The sequence below is a fragment of the Sphingobacteriales bacterium genome, assembly GCA_016711285.1.
In the GTDB taxonomy this organism is placed as follows: Bacteria; Bacteroidota; Bacteroidia; order Chitinophagales; family UBA2359; genus JADJTG01.
Window position 1 is genome coordinate 13,691 of the sequence record JADJTG010000010.1, and the last position, 24,141, is coordinate 37,831.

The 24,141-nt window shown below is 42.6% G+C and carries 20 protein-coding genes; 5 read left to right on the top strand and 15 right to left on the bottom strand.

Annotated features, from left to right (window positions below):
* Positions 1-34: 34 nt before the first annotated feature.
* Complete coding sequence (locus IPL35_05905; GenBank protein MBK8442958.1) at positions 35-571, bottom strand: hypothetical protein; 537 nt, start codon at positions 569-571, stop codon at positions 35-37.
* A gap of 289 nt (positions 572-860) precedes the next feature.
* Here IPL35_05905 and IPL35_05910 point away from each other — a divergent pair, with 289 nt between their 5' ends.
* The 4 genes from IPL35_05910 to IPL35_05925 all read left to right on the top strand — a co-directional run bounded on the left by IPL35_05910 (position 861) and on the right by IPL35_05925 (position 4,653).
* Positions 861-1,211 (top strand): MerR family transcriptional regulator, encoded by a 351-nt coding sequence (locus IPL35_05910; protein MBK8442959.1) that lies wholly within the window; start codon positions 861-863, stop codon positions 1,209-1,211.
* Positions 1,212-1,266: 55 nt separating this feature from the next.
* Positions 1,267-3,432, top strand: coding sequence for a helix-hairpin-helix domain-containing protein (locus IPL35_05915; protein ID MBK8442960.1), 2,166 nt, complete (start codon positions 1,267-1,269; stop codon positions 3,430-3,432).
* A gap of 279 nt (positions 3,433-3,711) precedes the next feature.
* Entirely contained in the window at positions 3,712-4,194 is a 483-nt protein-coding gene (locus tag IPL35_05920) for a DUF2384 domain-containing protein (protein ID MBK8442961.1), read from the top strand.
* Positions 4,195-4,653 (top strand): RES family NAD+ phosphorylase, encoded by a 459-nt coding sequence (locus IPL35_05925; GenBank protein ID MBK8442962.1) that lies wholly within the window; start codon positions 4,195-4,197, stop codon positions 4,651-4,653.
* Positions 4,654-4,848: 195 nt separating this feature from the next.
* Here the strand turns inward: IPL35_05925 and IPL35_05930 are convergent, their stop codons facing one another.
* The 8 genes from IPL35_05930 to IPL35_05965 form a co-directional block, all read right to left on the bottom strand.
* The gene (locus IPL35_05930; protein ID MBK8442963.1) at positions 4,849-7,221 is read right to left on the bottom strand and encodes a TonB-dependent receptor; all 2,373 of its coding nucleotides are present in this window, start codon (positions 7,219-7,221) and stop codon (positions 4,849-4,851) included.
* Positions 7,222-7,394: 173 nt separating this feature from the next.
* The gene (gene eno / locus IPL35_05935) at positions 7,395-8,678 is read right to left on the bottom strand and encodes a phosphopyruvate hydratase (protein MBK8442964.1); all 1,284 of its coding nucleotides are present in this window, start codon (positions 8,676-8,678) and stop codon (positions 7,395-7,397) included.
* 92 nt (positions 8,679-8,770) lie between these two features.
* Positions 8,771-9,262, bottom strand: a complete 492-nt coding sequence (locus IPL35_05940; protein MBK8442965.1) for an Lrp/AsnC ligand binding domain-containing protein — start codon at positions 9,260-9,262, stop codon at positions 8,771-8,773.
* Positions 9,263-9,666: 404 nt separating this feature from the next.
* A complete protein-coding gene (locus IPL35_05945) occupies positions 9,667-11,277 on the bottom strand; it encodes a tetratricopeptide repeat protein (protein MBK8442966.1) in 1,611 nt (536 codons plus the stop codon).
* A 210-nt stretch (positions 11,278-11,487) separates the two neighbouring features.
* The gene (locus tag IPL35_05950) at positions 11,488-12,468 is read right to left on the bottom strand and encodes a substrate-binding domain-containing protein (GenBank protein ID MBK8442967.1); all 981 of its coding nucleotides are present in this window, start codon (positions 12,466-12,468) and stop codon (positions 11,488-11,490) included.
* Between the two features lie 349 nt (positions 12,469-12,817).
* The gene (gene raiA, locus IPL35_05955; protein ID MBK8442968.1) at positions 12,818-13,117 is read right to left on the bottom strand and encodes a ribosome-associated translation inhibitor RaiA; all 300 of its coding nucleotides are present in this window, start codon (positions 13,115-13,117) and stop codon (positions 12,818-12,820) included.
* A 148-nt stretch (positions 13,118-13,265) separates the two neighbouring features.
* On the bottom strand, positions 13,266-14,150 hold the full coding sequence (locus IPL35_05960) for a tyrosine-type recombinase/integrase (protein MBK8442969.1): 885 nt from the start codon (positions 14,148-14,150) through the stop codon (positions 13,266-13,268).
* Between the two features lie 164 nt (positions 14,151-14,314).
* Positions 14,315-15,184: a hypothetical protein gene (locus IPL35_05965; protein MBK8442970.1), complete on the bottom strand. Its 870-nt coding sequence runs from the start codon at positions 15,182-15,184 to the stop codon at positions 14,315-14,317.
* 240 nt (positions 15,185-15,424) lie between these two features.
* Here IPL35_05965 and IPL35_05970 point away from each other — a divergent pair, with 240 nt between their 5' ends.
* A complete protein-coding gene (locus IPL35_05970) occupies positions 15,425-16,882 on the top strand; it encodes a hypothetical protein (GenBank protein MBK8442971.1) in 1,458 nt (485 codons plus the stop codon).
* A 309-nt stretch (positions 16,883-17,191) separates the two neighbouring features.
* On the opposite strand, the gene IPL35_05975 is transcribed toward IPL35_05970, so the two are convergent.
* The 6 genes from IPL35_05975 to IPL35_06000 all read right to left on the bottom strand — a co-directional run bounded on the left by IPL35_05975 (position 17,192) and on the right by IPL35_06000 (position 24,014).
* Positions 17,192-17,968, bottom strand: a complete 777-nt coding sequence (locus IPL35_05975) for a hypothetical protein (protein MBK8442972.1) — start codon at positions 17,966-17,968, stop codon at positions 17,192-17,194.
* Positions 17,969-18,033: 65 nt separating this feature from the next.
* The gene (locus IPL35_05980; GenBank protein MBK8442973.1) at positions 18,034-18,192 is read right to left on the bottom strand and encodes a hypothetical protein; all 159 of its coding nucleotides are present in this window, start codon (positions 18,190-18,192) and stop codon (positions 18,034-18,036) included.
* Between the two features lie 61 nt (positions 18,193-18,253).
* Positions 18,254-19,144, bottom strand: a complete 891-nt coding sequence (locus tag IPL35_05985) for a ParB/RepB/Spo0J family partition protein (protein MBK8442974.1) — start codon at positions 19,142-19,144, stop codon at positions 18,254-18,256.
* A 134-nt stretch (positions 19,145-19,278) separates the two neighbouring features.
* Positions 19,279-20,052: a ParA family protein gene (locus IPL35_05990; GenBank protein ID MBK8442975.1), complete on the bottom strand. Its 774-nt coding sequence runs from the start codon at positions 20,050-20,052 to the stop codon at positions 19,279-19,281.
* Positions 20,053-20,346: 294 nt separating this feature from the next.
* Positions 20,347-23,817 carry a hypothetical protein gene (locus tag IPL35_05995; GenBank protein MBK8442976.1) on the bottom strand — a complete coding sequence of 1,157 codons (3,471 nt, stop codon included), beginning with the start codon at positions 23,815-23,817 and terminating at the stop codon, positions 20,347-20,349.
* Positions 23,818-23,831: 14 nt separating this feature from the next.
* Positions 23,832-24,014, bottom strand: a complete 183-nt coding sequence (locus IPL35_06000; GenBank protein MBK8442977.1) for a hypothetical protein — start codon at positions 24,012-24,014, stop codon at positions 23,832-23,834.
* Positions 24,015-24,141: the final 127 nt, after the last annotated feature.

Consider the following 24,141-nt stretch of genomic DNA (forward strand, 5'->3'; position numbering starts at 1 on the left):
ATGAAGCGTTTTTAAAAACAAAAAAGGATAAAAACTAACGAAAACACTGCGGATTGGTGAGTGTGGCAGTTTCCCAGCCCACAATAGCACCTTTGTCGGGGTCGGCACATTCAAAATATCCGTGGTAGTTTTCGGGAAAAGCAGTAGATTCGGGGGCATACAAATCCTTTACGCGGCTCACTTCCTGAAGATTTTGCCAGTTGCTCACATCTAAACACACCAAATCGTTGGCGTTGTCGGCATACAAATAATTGCCTTTGATGGCAATATCGTGGTTGGCTTTGATATGGATAAAAGCCAATCGTTGCGGTTGGGCGGGGTCGCTGTTGTCAATGACGTGTACGCCTCTGTTTTTTTCACCGATAAATAGGGTGTTTCCTTTCTGATAAATTTTTCCTAAATTTACGATGTTTTCAGGTGCTCCGGTATAAATAAGATACAAAGAATCATTGGAAGCATAGATAGGACGCATTCCTTCAAAAATTTTTGTATGCGTGCTTTCGTAGTCGTTGTCGCAAGCCGCCATACCCAAGAGCAACATCAGGGCTAAAATTTTTGCTTTCATCATCATTATTCGTAAATTTTTATTATTTTTTAATAATAGATAAAGTGTAAAAAAACAAATGAATATCAATATTTTATGTTTTGAAAAATAAAATCATTTCAAACTTATACTTCATCTTAAACGAAATGTATAAATTGGTTTTTTGTTTTTATATACTTCTTTTATTGATACGATAAAAGATGTGTTATAGGTTGCCTGAATCATTGAAGTTTTATATAAAATCTTTTTCAAAGCTATTTTTTTACCTATAAATCGGCATCTTTAACAGCGAAAATATTATTATCAGTTCATACAAATGAAACTCATTCACGAAATAGCAGAAGAAAGCGGTGTGCCTATCCATACCATTCGCTACTACGAGCAATACGGCTTGTTGCGGGGCGAGCGCAAAACAGAAGTGAGCAGCAACAATTACAAATATTACCCCGACAGTGTGGTAGAAAAACTCGCTTTTATTCAGGAAGCTAAAGCCATCGGTTTTTCGCTCACCGACATCAAAGAATTGATGCAGGTGTGGGACAGCAAAATTTTGTCGGCAGCACAAAAAAAATCGCTCCTCCAATCAAAAATCGAACATATTGAACAAAAAATACGGCAATTGAAACAAGTAAAAAAAATGTTGGAAGATGCCATCGGTAATTTTTAAAAGGTGATAATTTTCTGCGCTTAAAAGATACTAAATTTAATGCTTTTTAATATCTTTGTTAGAAGCGACAGATTATCCGCTTTTTTTGTTGTATATGATGAGCCGTTTTTTACTGTTAATATTTGCCTTATGTGTAGCTTGCACTCTGCAAGCCCAAGAAGATGTTGCACCTGCCGATTTTATTGAGTTGTTGGCTGAGGATTTATCGTTGGGCGAAGAGGGTTTGGAATATGATGCTATTCTGGAATACCTGAACGAATTGCAAAATGCTCCTTTAGACCTCAACACCGCCACCGCCGAAGAACTCAGCGAAACGCGCCTGCTCAACGACCTTCAGGTCAATAGTTTGGTTCAATATCGCCAAACGGTCGGCGAACTCATCAACCAATACGAAATGCAAGCCGTTCCGAATTGGGATTTGCCCACCATTCGTAAAATACTTCCTTTTATAAAAGTGAAAGGCGATTTGGACGACTACCAAGTGCCTTTGTTGCGCCAACTCTATCAGGGCGATGACCAGCTTATATTGCGTTGGTCGCGTACCTTGCAAACGCAGGAGGGCTACCGCAAAACCGACACGCTCGCCGATGGCACGCCCGCTGCTCCCTATCTCGGCAGCCCCGACAAAATTTATTTTCGCTATCGCCACCAATACGCCAACCGCCTCAGCTACGGTATAACGGCAGAAAAAGATGCCGGAGAGGAGTTTTTTCAAGGTACGCAGTCGCAGGGTTTTGATTTTTATTCAGCGCACCTTTTTGTAAAAGGAAACGGTATTATGCAGCAGTTGGCACTCGGCGATTTTGAAGCCCGCTTCGGGCAGGGTTTGGTGATGTGGAGCGGTTTGGCATTTGGGAAGTCAGCAGAGAGTATCCGCATTTCGCGGCAGGGAACGCGCTTGCGCCCTTATACTTCGGTGGCAGAGTATCAGTTTTTGCGCGGTGCTGCCGCCACTTTTCAATTCAAAAACATAGAATGTACGGTATTGGCTTCGCGCAAAGCCATTGACAGAGGCTCTAAATCGGATACCGTGCGCATTGATGATGACGGTATTATCATTGATGATGAATTTCAAGATGGTGATGTGCTGTATAATATAGTAGAAGACGGTTTGCACAATACCTTGACGGATATAGATAATAAAAATGCGCTCCAACAAACCGATATAGCAGCACATGTGCGCTACAAAGGCAGACAATTTCAGGTGGGAGCTTCGGGTTTGCGCACGTCTTTTGACGAAAATCTGGATTTGAGTAACGGACAAACTTATAGCCAGTACCGTTTCAAAGGTGAGGCTCTGTTGGGCGGCAGTGTAGATTATCGCTGGACGTGGCGCAATGTGCACTTTTTCGGCGAGGCAGCAATGACGGATAAAGGCGGCACCGCCTTTGTAAACGGAATGATGGCGAGTTTGCACCCTTCTTTTGATATGTCTTTGTTGTATCGCAATATATCCAAAGATTATTTCACTTTTTACGCCACACCTTTTGCCGAGTCGGTGGGCGGTATGGGCGAGCAAGGCACTTATATTGGATTTTCTTTTACACCCATTCGCAACTGGCGCATCAACGGCTACTTTGATATGTTTCGCAATCGCTGGCTGCGCTCCGACTCCGATGCGCCCGCCTACGGCTACGACCAATTGGTGCAAGCCACTTATGCACCCAATAAAATTTTAGAAATTCAGGTGCGTTATAAATCCGAAACCAAACAAAAAAATGTAAACAGCCTTACTCAAGTGCTCGAAGGGGCACAAATGACCTATTTGGAAGAAGAAACAATAGATAATTTTCGGGTAAATGTGGCGTACAAACTCAATAAATCGCTCACGCTCAAAAGCCGTATCGCCATCAGCGGCTACGACCGCGCCTCCACCGAAAAAGAACACGGCTATTTGCTGTTTCAGGATATAGACTGGCATCCTTTCGGCAAAAGATACTCCATCAAAGCACGCTATGCCTTTTTTGATACGCCCACTTACAATACCCGCATCTACGCCTACGAAAATGATGTTCTGTACAGCTATTCCGTGCCGCCCTACTATGGCAGAGGCACGCGCTGGTATGCGGTGCTGCGCTATAAAGTGCTCCGCAATTTAGATATATGGTTGCGCTATGCCCGCACCGACTTCGACGACCGCACTGTTATTAGCTCGGGCAACAACCAAATCAACGGCTCTGCCCGCGATGATGTACGCGCACAAATCCGCTGGAAATTTTAAAGAGGAATTGGGGAGTGGTGTTTTTTTTGTATAAAAACGGAATAACGGTCATATAGGTATCAACCCCAAAAATCATTTAGAATAAAACCAATACAAATTAACAACAGATTAACATGTACAGTATTGCGGGGTATGATGCTTAGGAACAAGTTTAAAGACATAATCCAAGGCTCTATTTTTATAAAATTCTGGATTGCACAACAAAAACAAATTTAACTCGTTAAGATATATGTCTTATATTTACAGACAAATGTCTAAAATTTTTTAATTATGGCAGCAATGATTAAACAATATGAAGAAAAACTTGACGAAGAAATAGTTGTTTTTTTTAAATCAAGTGAAATAGAAGTCAGTGAACCAATTACATACGAGAAATTTTTAGAGGATAAAATGCTCATTATAAAGTCTATCAGGGTAGGTATTCCGTATTCATTATTTGACTTAATTCAAGATTATACCCCATTTTCTGAAAGCAATTGGGCTAATTTTCTTGACATCTCGACAAAATCATTGCAGAGGTATAGAAATTCTGCTGTACATCATCGCTTCAAACCAATACATTCTGAAAAAATAATTGAAATGGCAGAAGTTACCAAAGCAGGACTTGATGTATTTGATAATATGGAAAAACTAAAACTATGGTTAAACACTCCAAATTATGCTTTAGGAAATCTAAAACCAATAGAATTATTGAAGGATTCTTATGGAAAAGAATTAGTCATTAGTGAATTAACCCGAATCAGTCACGGAATTTTGGTGTAGATGGAAGTATTTAGGCTTGCACAGGAAAAATATGCGACACCGCTATCTGGAAAAGGAGCTGCTATTAAAGGAGCGAGATGGAATCCAATAGGTGTTGAGTTGATTTATACCGCTCAGAATAGGTCGCTGGCGATGGCAGAAGTTGCAGTTCATTTTACGCTGGCAACTTTACCGGAAGATTATATGATGATAACAATAAATATTCCTGACGAGATTGAAATAAACGAATTAACAGAAACTGGCTTACCAATGAATTGGAAGGAATTTCCGCATCCAATTTCTACTCAAAAAATCGGGAATGACTTCGTGGCAGAAAATAAATATTGTGTTTTAAAAATACCATCTGTTGTTACAAAGGGTGATTTTAATTTGCTTATCAACCCTAACCACAAAGACTTTAATAAAATATCAATAACAAAAATTGAAAAATTTCCATTTGACAAGAGAATATTTGAATAAAACTATATGCTGCTATTTACATTTTGGGTGGACTGATAATTCAGTATGCTTCGTTAATAGCATTGCCGGAATTTTTCTTATAAAAACACAAAAAAGCAGAGACATAAAGTAATTACATCTCTGCTTTTTTGTTTATGGTATAAACTAATGAAAATCAATTTTTTATACTATATTTTTTTATAAAATAATCTGTTTCTAAAATTTAAAATTATAAGTAACCGCCGGAATAATCGGAAATAAAGAAACTTGCGTGGGCGTAAATCCGACCCTTTCTAATTTGGTTTCGCCGTTTACTTCTACTTCACGGGTTTTTTCTTTGAAAAATATAAAATACGGATTGCGGCGATTATAGGCATTATAAACACTGAAAGTTAAATCCGATTGAAATTTTTTGGTGTTTTGTTTCCATACCAATCCCAAATCCATACGATGATAGGCGGGCAAACGGAAAGTATTGCGTCCTTCGTAAACAGGTACTACCGAAATGGGTAAAGTATAATCAGAGCCGGCGGGGTTGGCGGCGAGCGGGTCTTGCAGATAGTAGCGTCCGGTGGGCAAAGAGTAGGCAGTTCCGGTATTATATACAAAAGTTCCGGTGAAGGTGAGGCGTTTGTTGAGTTCGTACATCACCACCACAGAAAGATCGTGGGTGCGGTCGTTGCGCGGGTGAAAACGCTTGCCACCGTTGATGTCTTCAAAATCGCGCCACGACTGCGACCAAGTGTAGCTCACCCAACCGCGCAATTTTCCGGCGGTGCGCTCCAAATATATCTCATTGCCGTAGGCGTAGCCTTTTCCGAAAACAAATTCTTCTTCCAAGTTTTCATTGACAAACAACTGTGCGCCATCACGAAAATCTACTTGCTGATTGAGCCATTTATAATAAGGTTCGTTGGTAAAAAGCCACTGGTCATTAATTTTCCATGTAATGCCCAATCCTATTTGTCGGCTGTTTTGCGGTTTTACTTTTTGGGTAGAGGGATACCACACATCGGTTGGCAAAGAAGCCGCCGAATTAGCCACCAAATGCACATACTGATACATTTGAGTATAGGCGGCTTTGAACGACACATTTTCGGAGAGCGAATAGCGCAGCGAAAAACGCGGCTCTGCTCCGCTATAAAATTTGCTATCGCTGGAAAAACCCGAAAGCCGCAAACCGGTATTGAGTTGCACGCGGCTACTCAGCACGATGTCGTCTGATATATAAACGCCGTATTCCTGAGCTTCTAAGGTTTCGCCCAAATCCACTTCAAATTCATCATTGGGGCTGTCGGTACTCAAGCGCGACACATCAAAAATACGATGATTGGCAACAGCTCCGAATTTAACGGTATGCTTGGCACTCGGAGCATATAAAAAGTCGGTTTTAAGTGCTACATCTTTAATACCCGACCCCAGCAAAAAACTGAAATCACCAAATTTATTATCTATTTCATAATCGTAGCCGGAGTAAGTGAGCGTAGTATTGAGGAATAATTTTGGATTAAATACATGATTCCAGCGCAAAGTGGCAGCGCGGTTGCCCCACGAAAATTTAAATCTTAAATCCTGCAAAGCAAAAGTAAATACATCGCGGCTGAAAAAAGCACTGGCATACAATTTATCTTTTTGGCTGAAATCGTAGTGCGTTTTGATGTTCAAATCATAAAAATAATAATTCGGAATCGGTACATAATCTTCCTCACTTTCTTTATCTTCGTTGGCTTTATTGATGGCGCGTGTGAGCAAATCTACATAAGTGCGGCGAGCCGATACAATAAAAGAAGATTTTCCTTTTACAATAGGTCCCTCCAAAGTAAGGCGCGAAGCCACCGAGCCGATACCGCCGCTTCCTGCCCAGCGTTTGTCGTTGCCTTCGTTGAGTTTTACATCTAATACCGAACTCAGCTTGCCGCCGTATTCTGCCGGAAATCCGCCCTTAAACAACTCCACACTTTTTACGGCATCGGAATTAAAAGAACTGAAAAATCCGAACAAATGCGAAGGATTATATACCTGCGCTTCATCAAGCAGCACCAAATTTTGGTCAGGTCCGCCGCCGCGCACATAAATGCCCGAAGAACCTTCGCCGGCATTGGTAACACCGGGTTTGAGTTGCAGCGTTTTGATAATATCCACTTCGCCAAACAACGCGGGCAGCATTTTGGCATCTTGCATCGTGAGTTTGTTTACGCTCATTTGCGTAGAGCGCACTTGCTCCTGATAATTATCCGCTTTTATCACTACCTCCTCCAATTCCGCACTTTCGGGTTGCAGATTGATATTCAGGGTTTGGGCTTTTCGCAAATCTATTTTTTCAGTAAAAGTTTGGTAGCCGATATAGCTCACCCGCAGCGTCACGGTGTCGGCGGGCAAAGTGAGGCTGTAAAAGCCATAAGCATTGCTGCTGGTGCCCTGTGCGTAGCGCGGCGCATATACCGCCACTCCGATGAGAGTTTCGCCGCTTTCGGCATCGCGTATATAGCCGCTTACGGTATTTTTGGCAACTTGCGCCTGCACATCAGATGACGATGCTGCTCCACACAGCACCAAATTCCATAGAAAGATATAATAAAAAAAACGCATAAAAAACGAAAAATCAATATAATTCAGATACAAACGTATCAATAAGCTGAAGGTTGAAGAATGGCATAAAAAAACGCTTTTTCGGAATATGGAACAAAGAAAACCGATGAAGTATTTTCTTATATAAATCCGAAAAAGCGTTGTGGGTATGTATTATTTATTTTTCAATAAAATTAAAAGAAGCGGTATTTTTTGCCCGGATAATAGGCGACATCGTCCAATTCCTCTTCAATACGCAGCAACTGGTTGTATTTTGCGATACGGTCGGAGCGCGAAGCCGAGCCGGTTTTTATTTGTCCAGTGTTGAGGGCTACGGCTAAGTCGGCGATGGTGCTGTCTTCGGTTTCACCACTGCGGTGGCTCATTACGCTATTGTAGCAGTTGCGGGTAGCCAAATTTACGGCGGCGATGGTTTCGGTGAGCGATCCGATTTGATTTACTTTTACCAAAATAGCATTGGCAATACCGGCTTCTATTCCTTTTTGAAGGCGTTTTACATTGGTTACAAACAAATCATCACCCACCAACTGCATTTTTTTACCCAAAGTGGCAGTAAGCAAATTCCAACCTTTCCAATCATCTTCCGCCAAGCCGTCTTCAATAGATACAATCGGGTATTTTTTGAGCAAATCCGCATAATATTGTACCAATTCTTCTGCTTTCAGTTTTTTGCCACTGGAATCTTTGAGATGGTAAATCCCTGTTTTTTCGTCATAAAACTCAGTAGAAGCGACATCTAACGCCAGCATAATATCAGAGCCGGCTTTGTAGCCCGCTTTTTCTATGGCGAGCATGATGGTATCTAAGGCTTCCTCGTGCGAAGAAAGATTGGGCGCAAAGCCGCCTTCGTCGCCTACATTGGTGGAGTAGCCTTTGTCGTGTAATACTTTTTTGAGGTGATGAAAGGTTTCAACGCCCATGCGCAGAGCTTCGCCGAAAGTATCTGCACCTACGGGCATAATCATAAACTCCTGAAAATCAAGGCTGTTGTCGGCGTGAGAGCCGCCATTGATGATGTTCATCATCGGAATAGGGAGCGTATGCGCCTGCACGCCGCCCACATAACGATATAGCGACTGCCCGCAATCTTCGGCGGCGGCTTTTGCTACCGCCAGCGATACGGCGAGAATTGCATTCGCTCCGAGTTTCTTTTTATTGTCCGTGCCGTCGAGGTCGAGCAATAAATTATCAATATATTGTTGTTCGGTCACTTCTACACCCTCGAGTTCATCGGCGATGAGGTCATTGACGTGTTCAACAGCTTTGGAAACGCCTTTGCCCAGATAGACTTTGCCGCCATCGCGCAATTCTACGGCTTCGTGCGCACCGGTAGAAGCCCCCGACGGCACGGCGGCACGCCCCATAGAGCCATCTTCGGTATATACTTCTACCTCTACGGTAGGGTTGCCGCGCGAATCCAATATTTGTCGCGCATGAATAGTGCTGATATTGCTCATGTCGTTATAGAATAAATGATAAAAGATTTTTTATAAGAAAAGATATAAAACGAAAAAAATTGCACGCAAAGGTACAACAAAAGTGCGGAGTATCATAATGCGGAGGTAGCAGAATCGTCCCAAAATTTAAGGGGGCGGTCGATACTGTTTTCCAAAGAAATCAGAGTTTCGGTGCGTTGTATGCCTTCTATGGTTTGAATTTTTTCAGACAGCACTTCGCGCAGGTGGCGAGTATCGCGACAAATCACCTTCACAAACATACTGTAATTGCCGGTGGTATAATGGCACTCCACAATTTCTGGAATTTCGTTTAAGCCTTGCACCACATCGCGATATTGAGAGCTTTTGTTGAGATAAATTCCCAGATAAGCCGTTACATCATAGCCTAATTTTTGATAATCTACCACCAACTGCATCTTTTTTACGATTCCTATTTCTTCCAATTTTCGCATACGCACATGCACCGTGCCGCCCGAAGTATGCACCTGCTGCGCCACTTCAGTATAGGGCATATTGCCGTTTTCTATCAACAGCGATAAAATCTTTAAATCCAAATTATCAAATTCATAATTTTTAGCTTCCATAAAACATTTAAATTGTATTTTTGGCAATAAAAATATGATTTATTTAAAATAAATACAATTTTTTAATAATTTTATAAAAAAATTTGCATAAAACATAGCAATTAGCTTAACTTTGTACTCGTTGAACAAACAACAATAAACGTTCTTTTTATACTGTAGGGTGTTGAAACTGGCAGCCATGCCCTCCTGTCTCGGGGGTGGGGATAAAGAAATAAACTAGGCATATAAGGGGTTGACCACCATGCGCGCATTCTGTGCCAAAGCCAATCTCCCTGTGAAGGTTCGAGTCCTTCTCCTACAGCTTGTAATTTAAGTAATGAATTTTTTTGATGTATGGTTAAAGAGAAAAGCCACGCTGCGGTAGCGTGGCTTTTTATTTTTAAATATAATTTAGTAATCTTTTTTTACTGCCCACTGCGCAATTCGGTGAGCCTGTCGTTGATGGCTTTGTTGGCAGGGTCTATTTTCAAACCTTCGTTCCACAAACTTTCGGCTTTGGCGCGGTCGTTCATTTTATTGAGTTGATAGCTGCCCAAATAAGCGTAGGCTTCTACTAATTCTTTTTTATAATCATTGCTTGCATTTTGCGCCAGCACCAACTCCACCAATTTTTCGTAGGCGGGTACTGAAGCGTAGCTTTCAGGGTCAGAAACTTTGCCTGTTGTGCGGGCTTTCCAGTAAAAACCATAAGCATAGTCAGGTTTTACGGTGTTGAGTGTGGCAAATACGCTGTCGGATTTGGTGTAGTCTTTGGCAAAATAATAACTTTGACCCAAACGCACATAAGAACCGGCAGAAGCATTTTTTGAGTTTTTCAAATAATCGCTCAGATATTGGGCTGCTTTGGTATAATCTTTTTTATCTAAATACATTTTGCCCAAATCTTCCCAAATGCCCACTTTAGCGGTATCTTGTTGGGCTACTTTCACTAAATTGGAGATGGCTTGTGCGGTATCTTTGCCTGCTTTGAGCTGCAAACGTCCCAAATATTCGTAATCGCTCGAGAGGATTTTTTCTTTGGGGGATTTTTTGAAAAAGGTTTCTAATTCTTCTACTCCTTTGTCAAAATTGCCCAACTCGTAGTGAGAGTAGCCCAGCAAGCGATACATCGCCGGATAATTCAATTCGCCTTTGAGTTTGGTGAGTTCATCGAGGGCGGTGGCATAGTCTTTATTCAAAAACAAGAAAGCAGCATATTTGTAGCGTGCTTCTGGGCTTGTATCTGCCATTCCGGTGTATTTTTTGTAGTTGGCAACGGCTTCGCTGTATTGTCCGGCGGCATAATACAATTCGCCGAGTTCGCGGTAGCCGGGTGCATAATTGGGGTCGGCGGCAATGCCTTTTTTGTACAGGTTGAGTGCTTCCTGATAGTTTTTGGCACGCACTAAAATTTTACCCGACTGAATGTAGGCTCTTGCCGATTGCGGATTGAGCAAAATAGCCTGATCGTAGTGTCCGTTGGCTTTGCCGCTATTGCCGAGTGCCTGATACGCATCGCCCGTCACCAAATGAATATCGCCGCGTTTGGCGTGTTTTTCGAGGGCTTTTTCCAGCACAATCGCCGCTTGGTCGGGTTCTTTGTAATCAAACATCAAATACGCTTCGCCCACACGATACAACACATCGGGGTCTTTGTATTTGGTCATTGCAATCGCCTTATCAAAGTTTTTATGGGCTTCATCTTTATTCATTTCCTGCATCGCTACCGCACCTAATCCCACATAGTTCAAAGGAAACTTGGGGTCTTTGGTGATACCTTCCTGAAATTTGGATTTGGCGGTGGCAATATGTGTTTCGTTGGAATCCACAGGATACATTTTGAGGTGATAATATCCCAGATAGTATAAATTTTCGGGGGTAGGATCTTTGGCAGCTACGGCTTCAAAATTTTTGCCGGCATTGGTGTATTGCTCCATATCCAGCATTTTCATTGCATCTTGCCAAGTTTGTGCCTGAGCATTGGCAAATACTAAAAATGTGATGATACAAGCAAAAGAATTCAAGAATTTTCTCATTTTCTTAAAAAAAATAGATGAAACTGAAAATTGGTTTTTTTTAAAATACAAATGCCTTTTTATTCATTATGGCAATGATGGTATAAGCGCAAAAATATAAAAAAGTTAGATTTAAGAATAAAAACAGCAAAGGAAAGTTTAAAGTGTGTGTGTAAAATTGCATTTTTTTAATAAAATTCTCAATTTTACAAAAAAAACACGCCGATTTATTTACTCTACTTCTATATCCTGATTTTTGAGTTGTACGGCACGAATGGGCTGTGTAACCGGTAAAAGTCCGGCTTGCAGCACTACCCGTTGTCCTTTATCACCGAGCAAAAAAGAAGAAAAACCCGTACCCAAGCCGGCGCGTGCTTCGCGGCTCAAAATATATATATCGCGAGTGAGCGGGTAGTTGCCTTGCAGGAGTTCGTATTGGAAAGGGCGGTGGTAATCGTCTTTGTTGTAGGAGGGTTTTTCCATATCTGCCACCGCCACCACGCCGATGTCTTTGTTGAAACTGCGCATAATGGTATCGCTTTTGTCGCTAATCCAGCTTAAGCCGATAATGCCCATAGCAGCGGGATTTTTTTTCACATATTCTATCACTTCGTTGTTGGATTTAGCAGCAAAAATACGTTTGGCTGCGCTGTTGTCGGCGGCTATTTGAAAACGCTGCTCCAAATAGTGCAAATTACTGGAGTGGTTATTGTCAAGCACTATGCGCACCGAGTCTTTAAGTCCGCCGTGTTGGAGGTCGCTCCAGCGCGGGGCTTTGCCGTCCAAGAGGGTGGCGATTTGGGCAAGCGTAAGGAGGGTGTCGTTGTTTTTTTTATTGACGATTAAGCACACGGCATCAACGGCGAATTTGTTGGAGCGCGGCAGGAGGCTTTGCTGTTTGAAAGCGGCTTTTTCCTGCTCATTAAAATCGCGCCCCACAAATGCCAGCCGCACGCTGTCGTTGAGCAGGGCTTGTATGGCTTCGTTTTCAGTGCCGCTCATCAAGCGGAGGTGTGCATATTTGTAGATGCTCTCGAACACCCGAATTTCGGAGTGTAGCAAAGGCTCAAAGGATTCGTCGGCAGCAATGGAAATGTTGCCTTGCGTAGCAGAGTCGAGGGTTTTGGAGCCGGAGGAGTCGGAGGAATTACAAGCCGCTACGGTGATGATAAAAAACAAAACAGCAACGAAATAACGATGAGAATAGCGCATAATCGGTTGATGAATTATAAAATTGAATTGAATTAATTTATTGAAAACCAAATATTTACAACAAAATAAATATAAGCAGGTATTAGCCGATATTATTTTGGTTCGTAATAAAAAAACGATAATATCGGTTTAAAATTAAAGAATAATTGTCATTTTTTTGTCATTTATGTGCTACGCGGTATTTATTCTGCCATAAAAACAACAAAAAGTATTCGTATTTTGAACACAGCGCAAAAAATCAAAAAAGGAATGTACCATTCCTTTGGAGGTACATTCCTTTTTTGTAAATAGTATGAATTTTTAGGAGAATAGCTAATTTTTCATTCAGCACATATTACTTGCTGCTTGCTCACGGCCTCAGTTTTTCTTTGTGTTTGGTTATTTGGCGGCGCAGTGAGTACATACTTAATTCTACGGCTTCTTCAAATAGTTTGCTCTGTTCTTCGGCAAAAAACTGCCCGCCGGGTACATGCACTTTAATAGAAACCACTTTGTCGCGCACCGGCGAGGATAAGTTTTCTAATTTCAAAAATACTTCCACATCTAAAATCTTGTCAAAATAATTTCTCAAACGCTCCACTTTTTTCTCAATCAAAGTCAATAATCTGCCATCTGCCGCAAAATGCACGGCGTGAATGTTTAGGTTCATACTTTAAAAAAATTTAGGTTAAACAATCAAATCACTATTCACTTGAACAAATATAACGAAGTTTTTTTTAAAATTGTATAAGTATATAGGCATTGGATTACATTTTTATTTTTTTAATAAAACATTCAAAAAGATGTACTTATATATTTTATTTGGCTTTGGGGTGTGCTTTTTGGTAAATACGTTTTATTTTTTCTATGGAGTTATGCGTATAAATTTGTGTGGCTGCCAGCGAGCTGTGTCCGAGCAACTCTTTAATGGCACTCAAATCGCCGCCGTTGTTGAGCAGTTCGGTAGCAAAGGTATGGCGCAGCGCGTGGGGATTTTGGTGCGGATTGTGGCTCACCAAACTGAGGTGTTTTTTGAGGAGGCGATGCACGAAAAGCGGATACAGATTTTTTCCTTTTTTGCTCAATAGTAGCGGAATTTTATCGGCAAAAAGTGTATTGCGTTTGTCGAGGTATTGCTCCAGTGTTTTTTGCAGTTGCGTACTGAAAGGCAAACGCCGCTCTTTGTTGCCTTTGCCCAAGATGCGCACATTTTGAGTTTCTGTATCAAAATGTTTTTCCTGCAATGCCAATAATTCCCCCAAACGCAGGCCGGTTTCGAAAAAAAGCTCAATGATGAGGCGGTCGCGGCAGCCCTCAAAATCATCAGCGAAATAGTGTTGAGTAATAATGGCGTTGATTTGCTCGTTGTTGTGTACTTCGGGCAGCTTTCTGGCAATTTTGGGGGCAATGGCTTTGGCGGCAGGGTTTTTGCTTATGACCTGATTGCGCATCAGAAAGCGGAAATACGATTTCAGCACCGACAATTTGCGGTTGATGGATTTCGGCGATAGTTTTTCGGTATTCATCAAATGCACTATCCACGAGCGTATGTGCAAATGCTCAACGGCAGCGGCTTCCTGCAAGGCGTAGGTCTGTTGCAAATAAGCCAAAAACTGCTCCAAATCGCTGCGATACGATTGTAACGTATAGGGCGAGTAGGCTTTTTCGAATTGAAGATAATTCAGAAAACTGTCTGTTTTCATAAAAAAATACAGGCGACATTTAGAAACCATAAAAATAGCACTTATTCCCGATAGAAGTGGCAACAATACGCACAAAAAATATAAGAGCAGGCGTTTTTTTATAAAAAAAACCGCCGCTTTTGAGGGCGGCGGTTCATAAAAAATAAGGGTAAACGAAATAATCTCTATTGACTGGAACAGTTTGCCGTACAACTTTGTTTTTCGGGTGCGGTGCGCAATTGCTGAAGTTTCTGGCAGCAATTATAAGCCGGATCATTCTTCACATTGTCCCAAATGGTTTTTAGGTCGGTGCGCAAATAAGTTTTGGTGAGGTTATCGCAAGAGCCGCCATTGAGATTGATGTAGGCACAAGTGCCGCGCAGTGCATTATCCAAGTGATTGAGGTCGCCCGAAGCACAGCCGTACACGACATCTTCACATAACGTGGGTATGCGTGCCAATTCGGTATATGATATTTTAGTAACAACGGTATCCTGATTGGCATTTGCGGCGGCAGCGATGTATTGCAATTCAATAGTTTGTTTTTCGGGCAATATTCCACTAATTTCCACTACGCCGTTTTCCGATAATTGGGCAGCGATTTTTTCACCACCCACCAATACTGCTACTTCTGTTTTTTGGGCTTCGGCGGGGGCGACAGCATCTAAGGCAATATAAGTTTTTCCGTTTTTTACTTCGATGTTCTTCACGGCAATTCCGGCGGGCAAAATTTTAGAAATACCGGTATTTTTGCCCGATGCAGCCACCCACACGATATCACTTTCCTTGTTTTTTTGAGGCTGTAATAAAAAGGTAGCGGCGTTTTTTTGATTTTTTGCTTCATCTTTCCGCAACACTTCACCGTTCTGTCGGGCTTCAATGCCGGCGTTGCCCGTGTCTTCACCGTATTGTACCTGCACTCGGGTGCTGTCCAATACCTGAATCTGTACATCAGGGGCTGTAATTTTTACACTTTTTGGAGTTTGTTGGCAGGCAGTCCACAGCACCAAGAGGGTCGCACACAGCAGCGACAAAAAAACAATCTTTTTTTGCATGATTTATTCGTTTTAATAATTGAAAAAAATTATATTTACGGTTCTGATAAGTCTATTTAATTGCTTAATCTTTGCGTTCTACTTTAAATAAAAAGTTATAAAAAAATGTCAATCAATCTTTTATAAATTCTTAGTAAAAACATAAATTGTAACCAACTTGCCGTTACAAAAAACTGTGTTCATTCTTTTTCTTTATCGTCCGATTCCAATGCGTCCTGTTCAAAGGCGCACTCATTTATTATGAAAAACAAAAGTACCGACCTGCTCAAAACATTTGATGCGGATAAGCTCAAACGTTTTCAGGATTATTTATCGTCACCTTACAGCAAAGCCGGACCTTTACTGCAACATCTCTGTTCCTTTTTGTTGCGTTTTGCTCCTTCTTTTCAAAATATATTGTGTACTGACGAAAACGCTTTTGAGGCAATATACCCCAAAAAACCTTACAACAAAACCCAGTTGAGTAAGGTATTTTCGCAACTGTTCAATATGCTCAAAGATTTTGTTGCTTTGGAATACGCCATAGAAGATGAGGTATTCAAGCAAAAAAGCCTGATGCAATACGCAATAAAAAACAATATCTTGGAATGGGTAGATGAACTCTACGAAAAAAACAAAAAAGAAATCCGCCAAACGGCAGATCTTAATTTTGTAACATTACAAAGGAAATACGAAATAGAAAATCTCTATACAAATTTCCTCATTCTCCACAAGGACGATGGGGGGGGAGAATTAAATTTTCTGAATTTATTGGATACTTTTGAAGAGTACAGCCTATGTACCCAATTGTATATCTATGCACAAATCATCAATCGGCAACGCATATATCCATTTGAATATCCCAAAGCACATTTAGAATATCTGATACAAGAACTACGCACATACAACAACCCCAAAAAAACCTTTACAGATATATGGTATCATATTATATTACTTCTGCAACACCCCAAAGATAGAACATATTATGATAAATGCAAAACCTTGATTGATAAATATGAAAAAATAATTACAAAAGATATTTTGCGTGTTTTTATAACAGCAATGAGGAACGTATTGAGCGATTGTTTTGAGCCGGGTTCGCAGGCACATTATCAGGAGTATTTTTACTGGATAAAAAAAGAAATAAAAGAGGAAATTGTTTATGTGGAAAATAACCTGATACAGTTCAAAACCTTTCGCAATTTTTTTGTGGTAGCTTCGCGCCTCAAAGAGTGGAAATGGGCGGAGGATTTTATAAAAAAACACGAACACAGCATATCGGGGCAACCTGAAGATTGCCGCGCTATTTATTTATATTGCTATGCCGAAATTTTATTAGCTAAAAAAGAATTTTTGAAAGCAAAAGAATCTCTCAAAATTTTTAAATGTAAAGATATTTATTTGAGTTTAGATGAACGCCGTCTGCTTGCCAAACTCTGCTATGAACTCGGCGAAGACGAAGAATTTGAAAAACTGCTCAATAGTTTCGGCAGAAAACTCACCTATCACAAAAGTAGTTTGCCGCCTAATCATTGGCAGGCAAACCGTCAGTTCATCAATATCATCAATTCTTTATTTTTAACCCGCAGTCAAATTTCGGTAATGACGCGCTCCGAACGGGCAAAAGCCATTGCAGAATTGCAGGAAAAAATTACTTCGGCAGATATAATACCGGAAAAAATCTGGTTGTTGGAGAAAGTAGAGGCTTTAAAAAAATAAGGTACAGCCGCTTTGCTGCAAGGTTCGGCACAACAAATATCGGCATTTTGTGTTGATGGTGATATATGTATCCCTACCACAACAAAATCAGGCAGCGTATTCGCAACGGTGAATTGATAAAGTATGAGTATGTTGATAAATACAAAAATATCAGCCCTTGTTTGCTTTTATATTTCAGTAGCGAACCGCACATCAAACCCATTCGCGAGCATCGCTTTGCGGAATACGAAGCCATTTTGAATGTAAAAGTAGGTGAAGCAATGACGAAAGACACAACTGATACAACTTTTGAAAAAAAGTTTTTTGTCATCAAAATGTCCACTTTACGCCTATACAGGGCACAGCCGCTTCGCCGATACCCGTAGGCAGGTAGCCTATTTCTAAATTATCGTCCACATTAAAACCGTACAAATGCGCATCTACGGTGGCATCTACTATCTGTAGTACATATACCGCCACCAACGACAACACCGACAATTCGGCATAGCGGCGATAAATTTTTCGCCCGCGCAATAGAGTAGCCTCATCATAATTGGCAATAGCAGGATAAGGAGAAAAATCTTCGCGATAACGATAAATATAAGCATCGGTAAAGCGGTGATACCAACGAATATTGTCGTACAAAAAATAAGTAGCTACGCCCAATGCACCATATACCAAAGGAATTTTCCAATATTTGCCGTTGTAGGCTTGTCCCCAGCCCGGCAATGCCGCCGAGCGCGTGGCAGCTTTGAGCGGCGAATGTGGCAACTTTGAGCGGCGTATTTCAAAGGAGGAGTAGGCATCGATGGCGTTGGTGGCGTACAGCACCAAAGCCCCCGCCCGCAACCAGTTTCCGGCAATGCGGGCCTTATCCATTTTTTTGTGCAGTTGCGCAATGCTGTATTCCGCTTCCAAAGGATTCAAAACCTCATCGTTATAAGCATCAAATAAAGCGGTGCGATAATCTTTGTATTGTGCCTGTGCCTGCCACGAAGCCACCCCCATTGCCGTTATTGTTCCCAAAAAAACAACACCTTTCGGCAGTTGGCGATTTTTCCACTGTCCCCAGCCGGGCACTGCCAGCGATTGCAGCGCACGCCGCAACCCGATGTTGGAAGAGTCGTTGCGGGCGGTTTTTTTTACGGTGCTGCTGTCGGCGGTTTGGGTTTTCAGGCTATCCGCCGTAGGCAGGACGACTTTGTTTTTTTCTGCCTTGAAGTATCGGTAGCGGCGGATTGGGCATTATCTTGCGCCCAAGCGTGGCTGCCAAATAACAACAAAAGCACAAAAAGCAATCTGAACAAGCCTTTGTTAGGGTACTTGTTCATTTTTTTGTTTGTAAAATAATCTTCAAAACAACTAAAAAAAAACGATACGAACGACATCACTTTACAATTCAATAGCTTGCAAAATACGGTTGAGGTCGTCATCGGAATTGAACGGAATCAGTAATTCTCCTTTTCCTTCGCTTTTCAGGCGCAACTGTACTTTGGTTTCAAAGCGTTGCGAAAGGTCGTTCATTATTTTCTGATAAGCGTAGGGCAAATTATTTTTTCGGGCATTGGCTTTATCGCGCGAAGTGCCATGATAGGTTTTTATAAGAGCCTTCATCAAATCCTCCACGCGGCGCACCGACAAATCTTTTTCTAAAATTTCTTTATACACCACTAATTGTATGGCTACATCATCGGTGGCGAGCATGGCGCGGGCGTGCCCCATAGATATTTGTTGTTGCTTCAGCCCTATTTGCACTTCGGGCGGCAGCCGCAGCAGCCGCAGATAGTTGGTAACGGTAGAACGCTGTTTGCCCAAACGCTCGGCGAGTACTTCGTGCGTGAGGCTGCACTCGTCAAGGAGGCGTTGGTAAGTAAGAGCAATTTCTATGGCGTTGAGGTCTTCGCGCTGTATGTTTTCAATGAGGGCGATTTCCAGCATTTCCTGATCATTGGCGCGGCGCACAAAAGCGGGTATTTCCTGAAGCCCCGCCATTTGAGCAGCGCGGAGGCGGCGTTCGCCGGAGATGAGCTGATAATGCTCGCCGTCTAATTGTCGCACGGTGATGGGCTGCACTACGCCGTGCGTGCGGATAGAGGCGGCGAGTTCTTGGAGAGCTTCTGGGTCAAATGTTTTGCGCGGCTGAAAAGGGTTGAGTTCGATGCGCTCCAACGAAATATTGGCGGTATATTCGGGCGGTGCAACAGACGTGGGCGTAGCGGCAGCCAAATCGGGTGTGCCGCTTACTGCGTCCAACAAAGGGTCGGGCTGCGAAGCCTCATTCATATTTTGAAGCAAAGCTCTGATGCCTTTGCCGAAATCTTTTTTTCCTTTATTTGTTTTCAATGCTTGATATAATACGGGTTCTTTTAAAAAAACGAGGGCGGTAAAAAAATATACCTCAAAAAAACAAACAGAGTTTATACTTTTTTGCGATTTTTTCGGATAATCTCTTTTGCCAAATTGATATAATGCTGCGCGCCTTTGCTTTGAATGTCGTACATAATAATAGATTGTCCGTAGCTCGGTGCTTCGCCCAATCGGGTATTGCGCTGAATAATGCTACTAAATACCAAATCTTTGAAATGATGTTTTACTTCTTCTACTACCTGATTCGATAGACGCAGGCGCGGGTCGTACATGGTGAGTAAAATACCCTCGACGGTAAGTTGGGGATTCATGCGGCTTTGTACGATTTTGATGGTATTTAGCAATTTTCCCAAACCTTCCAGCGCAAAAAACTCACATTGTACCGGAACAATTACCGAGTCGGCGGCGGTGAGCGCATTGATAGTAATAAGCCCTAACGAAGGCGAGCAATCAATGAGGATATAATCGTATTGGTGGCGGATTTTTTCTAAGGTGCTTTTTAAAATATACTCGCGATTGGGCTGATTGACAAATTCTATTTCTGCACCCACCAAATCCAAATGCGAAGGCAAAAGCCATACATTGGGCGAGTCGGTTTCCATAATTGCCTCTTCGAGCGTACTTTCGCCGATGATACATTCATATACGCTGTTTTCTACACTTTGCGGGTCAATGCCCAAACCCGAAGTGGCGTTGGCTTGCGGGTCGGCATCAATGAGCAGAATTTTATTTTCCAAAACCCCCAAACTGGCGGCAAGGTTGATGCTGGTGGTGGTTTTGCCCACACCTCCTTTTTGATTGGCAATTGCAATAATTTTTCCCATTGAATAATGTTTGTAGTGTGTTGGCAATTGTGTTAAATCAGGGTAAAAAACTCGTTTTTTTAGCGAAAAATAAAACCAATGCCCCGAATTTCAATATGATACGAAATAACCGGATAGCGTAATACCTTTTTCAAAATCAAACTACAGCGATTAAAACTGTTGTTTGTGGCACAAGTGCGCCTGCAAAGATACATTTTTTATGCCTTTTTTGTGTTTTATTCCTGCAAGCTGCTATTTGGCAGATGGATATTTTGTTAAATGATTTTATTTTTGCTTATACGAGCCTTTGCGATTTTAAAAAATTGCTCTAATTTCGGCTCTTGCGCTATGTACCACTTGCGGCGTTCTGTCGTTTTTTCTGCCCTCATACGAAATACTCAATTGCAGGGCACGCGGCAGCATCACACTTCCTGTTATTTGTAAAGCATAATTTTTTCCATTTTGCAGCCCTTCCAACATCGCATAGCTCAAAGGCAGTAGCGCATCGGGTATGTTGCCGTCGCGGTCGCTGAAAGCAATATCCGAAAAACTCAAACGCGCCGTGAGGTTTCCTTTTTGTACGGCGGCGTAGCGCGTTTCTATCTGAAAGGTATGGTGGGTGGCGCGTTCGCCCTTGCCTTGGTCGGCGGTATTTTCACTTTGCTGATAGCGGTAAGAGCCACCCACGCGCCAGCGTTTGCTCCACTGATAGGTGCAGGCAGGTTCGGTTTTGTATTGCTGTATCCTAAAATTGCGCTCCTCATAAGCCGTAGAACTGCTCAAATGCTGTATGTAGGCATACCGAAAACTCCACGTCCAGATTTTGTTGGCATTGCGTTGCCAAAAAAGCCCCTGTTCGCGGCGGTCATTGTCGTCTGTACCCGACAATAAAGACAGTGTATTGGCGGTTTGGGCGTAATAATATTCGCTTTGCCATTTGTTTTTGAGGTGTTTGTAGAGCAACCGATGGCGTTGCGAAAAGCGGCGACCCAATAATTGCGCTGTTGTTTTTCCCACGGGCAGCAGCCACGTCATTTGCGGCGCAGCGAGCAAAGCACGCGCCGATTCTACATTGCTGTTGAGCGAAAAACGGCTGATAAAGCGAAGGTAAGCGGCGTTTTTGGCATCGCTCCAACGGTTTTTAGGATTGACGGTAAGAGCATAAGACAAAGTTACATTGTTGCTGGGGTCGTATAAATTGGTGGGCAGCCATTGCAGGCGGAAGCGTGCCGTATCGCGGGTGGCATCGGTGACGGGTACAAAATTGCCGCTGGGCAGCAAAATATGTGTGCCTTGTCCGGCGGGTACTTCGTAGTAGGCTTCTTCCAATCGCTGCTGCTGTCCGGTGGCAGCTTCGTAGTTCGCCGATATATCCGCCATTTCTTTGAGCCAAGTGCCGTGATAGTTGAGCGAGGCGAGCAAGGTGCGGGGCGGGGCATTTTGGAGGCTGTCGGAGGGGATTTTTTGCTCCAAACGGCGATAAGTAATTTTTCCGCGCCATTGGTGGCTGCGGTGTACCCACGCACCTTCGGCAGCAAGCTGGCGGGCGCGTTGGGCGAGTGCAAATTTTTCCTGCTCCGGCACTTTATCATCTCGCCATATATAGCTGATTTTTAGGTTTTTATCAAAACTTATTTTTTTTTCAGCCCAGATACTTTGTTCTGTAAAATGAAAAGCCGCTGCCAATAGGCTGTCTGTTTGTGGGCGATACAAACGGTTTTTTTCGGAAGCGTAGCGCAGCCCCGCCGACCACGTTTTGCCGAAGCGATATACCGCCTGCACCGTAGGGCGCACAAAAGAGGATTGCAAAGTATTTTGATTGGTTTTGAGCCATTGCAAACGTTGTTTTATTTCTATATGTGAGGTATTGCAGTTCATTTGAAGCGTTTGCGCCGTTCCTTTGTAGCCTTGTAGTTGCAGTTGCTCTGCCTGATAGCTGCCGTTGAGGAAATTGTTGTAAAAAAAAGCGAGTTCGCCGGCAATTTGTTGGCGAAAACTGAATTTTTGCGGATAAATGATATTCCAGTTGCGGTTAAATTCGGGCGGCAAAAAAGGCTCAGGCGTTTGGAAATAGGTGGAGTTGGCATCGTATTTTGTGCTTGCCTGTAAATAGATTTTTTTTTCTTTATTTACATATATTTTCTTGGAAATATCAGCCCGTAGTGCCGTTCCTTCATTGTCGTCTTTGTCTTTGTCGGATAAAGTGTTGAGGTCTTTGCTGCTCCACGCCGTTTCCAAACGCGCGGTGGTGGTGCTGTCGCTGAATTGCAGGGTAGCCGTTGATATTTGCTGCTGAAAAGGAGCTATCAATGCCCAGAGTGGTTCAAAAGTGCCGCGCGGCTCTTGGTTGCTGCTGTCGGGGGCTATCCATTCGTAGCTGCGCCCGTTGAGGTTGTTGGTGATGAGGATATAGTTACCTTTGCCCGCCCCCAATTCCGTAAAACTCAACTGATACAGCGAGTCGTTTGACATAACGGCAGTGGCTCTTTTGTAAATGTTGTAAATTTTTCCGTTGAAAACAGTATCTTTTTTATAATACAATATCTTATTCGCATCGTAAGGTGTGAGCTGTTCGGATAAAGCATAGGCGGTGCTGTCGCCGCTTTGTTGTAATATATTGCGTTGTGCCGCATTAAAAGATTGCAACAAAGGATTGTTTTTTGCATCGCGCTCGGTATAATAATTCCATTGCGCCCGCCATTTGTTTTTTTTCCATTGCAATTGCGGTAGCCACACATAACGCGGATAATTGCGCTCTGCATATTCAAACTCTACCACAATGCGCTTGTCTTTGGTGATTAATTGTTTAGAGGTAAAAATGATTTCACCCAAATTGTAATCTACCTGATAATCTTCGGCACGCAGCAGCAGGTTACCATCTATATAAATACGCTCCGTTCCCGAAAGCACCAAAATAAACAATTCGTTGTTTTGCCCACGCAGTTTATAAGGTCCCTGATTGCCCTCGATGCCCTGAAAAGACTGCCGCATAAAACGCCCGCGTGCGGCTGCCACTGCCACCGAAGCTAAAAGCGTATCGGCGTAGCGGTGGCGGCTGATATGCTCCACCAAAGCTCCTTGCATTTTGCGCTGTAGTGGCAAAAAACGGCTGTTGCGGAGCAATACATCAAAATCGCCCATTACTACGCGCTGCCCGCCTTTGCGCAGTTGAATAAAGATGCGTTCAAAATCCTGTAATTGCTGCGTATTGCCCTGCATCTGAAAAGGAATGTTGGTGTCGGAAATATTGGCGAGCACTTCTATTCCGTTGTCTAACTGCCCACTTAGGCGCAAATCCAAAGAAGCACTGACGGTGGCATCTTGGCGGTTGCCGAAAGCAATGCCCCGCGACAAACTGCCGCTATATTCCAACCCGCCGAAACGAATGAAACTGCTGTCGGCGGCGGTGGGGCGGCGTGTGGCGGTGGGTACAAAGGCTTGTTGGTCGTAGGATTGCAGTAGCGCGGCGCGGTCTTTGTGAAAATAGGGCGTTGCAAAAGGGGCGTAGCGCACGCGATAGCAGCAGGAAAGCGCACCGGAAAAAGGGCGGATAAAGTAGAGCTGTGCCGTTTCGTAGTGTAGGCGATAATCTGCGCCGCGCTGGAGCGTATCTGTGTCATTGAGCCACAGATATTCGGAAAAAGGCTCTAAGGCGAGCGTGTCCAAGCGGAGGGTATCGGTGCGGTAGCGGAGTGTGTCGCAACGCCACGTAGCCCAATTATTTTGAGCCGTACACTGCCACGCAAACCCGCTTAAATATACCACAACCAATAAAATTATCCGCATCGTACAATTTTTTTTCAAACGCCGCCTTTTATGCTTTTATTGTATGGTGTGCCAAAAAGGAAAACAGATAAAATTCGGCTTAGTATATGTTCTACCGCACGTTTGTGCATCTGTTTGAAGAAAGATGTTAAATCTTCTCCGGTCTTGAAGGTTTTGTAGAAATCCTTGTTGTTTAATAATTCTTCTTTGTTGTTCATAACTGTATAAATATATTTAAAAATAGTAAAAAGTTATTGTCAATAAAAAATTTTAATTTACATAGTTTGTGAAATACTACTTTCTTTTGTAAGTAAGAAACATATTATTAGACTAATACTCAACGAA

Excerpts from the sequence above, each read along its gene's own strand:
- IPL35_05905 (MBK8442958.1), bottom strand. The coding sequence starts at position 571 with ATGATGATGAAAGCAAAAATTTTAGCCCTGATGTTGCTCTTGGGTATG.
- IPL35_05910 (MBK8442959.1), top strand. The coding sequence starts at position 861 with ATGAAACTCATTCACGAAATAGCAGAAGAAAGCGGTGTGCCTATCCAT.
- IPL35_05920 (MBK8442961.1), top strand. The coding sequence starts at position 3,712 with ATGATTAAACAATATGAAGAAAAACTTGACGAAGAAATAGTTGTTTTT.
- IPL35_05925 (MBK8442962.1), top strand. The coding sequence starts at position 4,195 with ATGGAAGTATTTAGGCTTGCACAGGAAAAATATGCGACACCGCTATCT.
- IPL35_05930 (MBK8442963.1), bottom strand. The coding sequence starts at position 7,221 with ATGCGTTTTTTTTATTATATCTTTCTATGGAATTTGGTGCTGTGTGGA.
- eno (MBK8442964.1), bottom strand. The coding sequence starts at position 8,678 with ATGAGCAATATCAGCACTATTCATGCGCGACAAATATTGGATTCGCGC.
- IPL35_05940 (MBK8442965.1), bottom strand. The coding sequence starts at position 9,262 with ATGGAAGCTAAAAATTATGAATTTGATAATTTGGATTTAAAGATTTTA.
- IPL35_05945 (MBK8442966.1), bottom strand. The coding sequence starts at position 11,277 with ATGAGAAAATTCTTGAATTCTTTTGCTTGTATCATCACATTTTTAGTA.
- IPL35_05950 (MBK8442967.1), bottom strand. The coding sequence starts at position 12,468 with ATGCGCTATTCTCATCGTTATTTCGTTGCTGTTTTGTTTTTTATCATC.
- raiA (MBK8442968.1), bottom strand. The coding sequence starts at position 13,117 with ATGAACCTAAACATTCACGCCGTGCATTTTGCGGCAGATGGCAGATTA.
- IPL35_05960 (MBK8442969.1), bottom strand. The coding sequence starts at position 14,150 with ATGAAAACAGACAGTTTTCTGAATTATCTTCAATTCGAAAAAGCCTAC.
- IPL35_05965 (MBK8442970.1), bottom strand. The coding sequence starts at position 15,184 with ATGCAAAAAAAGATTGTTTTTTTGTCGCTGCTGTGTGCGACCCTCTTG.
- IPL35_05970 (MBK8442971.1), top strand. The coding sequence starts at position 15,425 with ATGAAAAACAAAAGTACCGACCTGCTCAAAACATTTGATGCGGATAAG.
- IPL35_05980 (MBK8442973.1), bottom strand. The coding sequence starts at position 18,192 with ATGAACAAGTACCCTAACAAAGGCTTGTTCAGATTGCTTTTTGTGCTT.
- IPL35_05985 (MBK8442974.1), bottom strand. The coding sequence starts at position 19,144 with ATGAATGAGGCTTCGCAGCCCGACCCTTTGTTGGACGCAGTAAGCGGC.
- IPL35_05990 (MBK8442975.1), bottom strand. The coding sequence starts at position 20,052 with ATGGGAAAAATTATTGCAATTGCCAATCAAAAAGGAGGTGTGGGCAAA.
- IPL35_05995 (MBK8442976.1), bottom strand. The coding sequence starts at position 23,817 with ATGCGGATAATTTTATTGGTTGTGGTATATTTAAGCGGGTTTGCGTGG.
- IPL35_06000 (MBK8442977.1), bottom strand. The coding sequence starts at position 24,014 with ATGAACAACAAAGAAGAATTATTAAACAACAAGGATTTCTACAAAACC.